The sequence below is a fragment of the Anabaena sp. UHCC 0253 genome, from assembly GCF_009712085.1.
Taxonomy (GTDB): domain Bacteria; phylum Cyanobacteriota; class Cyanobacteriia; order Cyanobacteriales; family Nostocaceae; genus Dolichospermum.
In genome coordinates, this window is sequence record NZ_VILD01000007.1 from 66,200 (window position 1) to 68,897 (window position 2,698).

Sequence of the window (2,698 nt, forward strand, 5' to 3'; positions counted from 1 at the left end):
GCTCATCTTTACTCTTTTTGGCAAAACCTGATTAATCAACCTGTGATTTTGGTTGGTGCTTCCATGGGTGGTGCTGCGGCTATAGATTTTACCCTTACTTATCCAGAAGCGGTAAAGCAACTGGTATTAATGGATAGTGCGGGGTTGAAAGGTAATTCCCCATTAAGTAAATATATATTTCCGCCTTTGGATTATTGGGCGACAGAATTTTTGCGAAATCCGAAAGTGCGCGATCGCATTTGTCGAACTGCATATAAAAACCCCAATTTGATCTCCCAAGATGCTTTATGCTGCGGAGAACTACACCTACAAATGCCTAATTGGACTCAAGCGTTAATTGCTTTTACCAAAAGTGGTGGTTATAGTGCTTTTAAATTTCCGCAACTTGCCAAAATTGAGCAACCAACTTTAATTTTATGGGGCGATAGTGATAAAATTTTGGGAACTGGGGATGCTCCAAAGTTTGCTAAAGCCATTCCCCAAAGTAAGCTAATTTGGATTAAAGATTGTGGTCATATTCCCCATTTAGAACAACCCCAAATTGTCGCCCAACATATATTAGAATTTCGCAATTAAGCTCCTTTAATTAACAAAATCCCCGACTTCTTCAAAAAGCTGGGGATCTAAAGAAATCATTTTCACCAATCAATCATATAACCAAGTATTAGCAGAAAAATCCTCACTGTCTTGACTTGGTTTCTCCTGAAGTCGTTCTATTGATCTATGGGATTTTTTGTACTGAATAGATTTAGAAATCTGACTAGCTTGTGAACTAGGTTGTTTACTAGATTGTTGATGAGATTGTTGACTGACTTGTTGATGAGGTTGTTTAAAAGCCTTGAGTTCTTCTAGCAACTGAGAATTAGAATCTGCTAGTTGTAATGCTGTTTGTTTAGTTTCAGAAAGTTCTTTAGTTAAGCGTTCTACTAATGCTTCCTTTTCAGAGACAACTATTTGTAAATCACTAATTTGCTTTTTGAGATTAGATTCTTTTTGTGTTAATTTACCAACAGTTTGTTGCAATTCCTGAATATTTGCTGCCAATTCTAGCTGATGATTATTGATGGAAGTAGCAGCAGCAGTAGTTGTTGTGGGAACTGGTATCTCTAGAACTGCTTCTGCTGAAACTTCAATTACCGATTCACCTTGAAGAGGAGTAAATTTTTGTGCTTCTTCTTGTATTAAATTAGAGAGATTTTTTTTAGGCATTATATTATGAACTCCAATTAAGCCATCACTCTTATAGTATAAGTCTGGAAGTAGCAATAAAAGATCAAAATCTCCAATTTCTTAGCTAAAATTAAAATGTTTACCCATTTATTCTTGTGATGTTGTGGCTACTGTACATTGTCCTCGTTGTCGTCAACTCATTGATAGTCAAGTAATTACTTGTCCAAAGTGTCAATTATTGCTGAAAGCTTACGGGCATCCTGGCATTCCCTTGCACCGCGCTCAAGGAAATGATAATTTATGCGACAGTTGTAACTATCACTTTGATAATACCTGTAACTTTCCCCAGCGTCCCTATGCGAAGGACTGTACTCTCTATCAAAATATAGAAGAAAGCAAATTAGAATTGCAAACACAAAGTTTTAATCAGAGTCTGAATACAAAGGTTAATAATTGGATAAAACGCAATCAGACTTTATTATTAATACTAGCTTTGCTATTAGTTTGTTTATTAATAACCTTGTTTAATTCTTGAGGTAAAGAACAGGAAAGTTAGAAAAGCGATTAGAAAGATACCTACGGCACACTACGTGAACGCGGCTACACAGACAAAACCCACCCTCGTGGATTCAAAACTGTTCAAACATCCTCTCAAACTGTCTTCACCTCTAGATTTTCTGGTATGGTTTCCACCTTTGCTAAAATTTCTTCCTCAAATAACTCCAAATCAAACCAAAAAGTAGTACCAATACCAACCTCACTCACCAAATTAACTTGGCTGTGATGTCTATCAATGATGTTTCTGACAATTGATAAACCTAGACCCGTTCCTTCGAGAGTATGAACTCTATTTTCTACTCGAAAGAAGCGGTCAAAAATTGCTTGTTGATCTTCTGTGGCAATGCCAATTCCCGTATCACTAATTTCAATTCTCACTTTACCTGCTTCATGACGAGAATTAAAATCTAGTTGATAAGCACGGATCACAACCTTACCACCGGCTGGAGTGAATTTGAGAGCATTACCAATTAAATTACCAAACACTTGCAGTAATAAATCATAATTTCCTAAAACTAAAGGTAAGTTCGGAGTAAGTTCCTGTAATAGTTCAATACCTTTGTCTTTAGCATTAAGCTGATAGGTGCGTAATGTTTGTTCTATTGCTTGTGGTAAATCTACTTTATCAAAACTGTAAGTCCGACCAGATTCTAATTTTGATAAATCCAGAACGTCATTAACTAAACGGGTAAGTCGATCAGTTTCATGATTGACTGTTTGCAGAAATTCCTGGCGTTCTTCAATATCTAAATCTTCACCATAATCATGTAAGGTTTCAATATAGGTTTTAATATTAAATAATGGTGTGCGTAATTCGTGAGAAATATTGCTGATAAATTGACTTTTTGCTTCATTTAGTTCGACTTCACGAGTAATATCTTGGACAGTAATAGCTATGCCTTTAATACTTTCCCGTTGTAGATTTAAGACAGTGGTTAAAAGGATGCGAATTGTCCGTTGAGTGGGTTGT

The 2,698-nt window shown here is 36.1% G+C and carries 4 protein-coding genes; 2 read left to right on the forward strand and 2 right to left on the reverse strand.

Annotation, left to right across the window (positions count from 1 at the left end):
- The coding region (locus tag FJR38_RS18685) for an alpha/beta fold hydrolase (protein ID WP_168538712.1) at positions 1-576 on the forward strand (576 nt) is incomplete at its 5' end.
- Positions 577-645: 69 nt separating this feature from the next.
- Here FJR38_RS18685 and FJR38_RS18690 read toward each other — a convergent pair.
- Positions 646-1,209 carry a hypothetical protein gene (locus FJR38_RS18690; protein WP_168491035.1) on the reverse strand — a complete coding sequence of 188 codons (564 nt, stop codon included), beginning with the start codon at positions 1,207-1,209 and terminating at the stop codon, positions 646-648.
- 124 nt (positions 1,210-1,333) lie between these two features.
- Here FJR38_RS18690 and FJR38_RS18695 point away from each other — a divergent pair, with 124 nt between their 5' ends.
- Positions 1,334-1,705 (forward strand): zinc ribbon domain-containing protein, encoded by a 372-nt coding sequence (locus FJR38_RS18695; protein WP_168491034.1) that lies wholly within the window; start codon positions 1,334-1,336, stop codon positions 1,703-1,705.
- 116 nt (positions 1,706-1,821) lie between these two features.
- Here FJR38_RS18695 and FJR38_RS18700 read toward each other — a convergent pair.
- On the reverse strand, positions 1,822-2,698 hold an 877-nt coding region (locus FJR38_RS18700; RefSeq protein WP_217360037.1), incomplete at its 5' end, for a cell wall metabolism sensor histidine kinase WalK.

Excerpts from the sequence above, each read along its gene's own strand:
- FJR38_RS18690 (WP_168491035.1), bottom strand. The coding sequence starts at position 1,209 with ATGCCTAAAAAAAATCTCTCTAATTTAATACAAGAAGAAGCACAAAAA.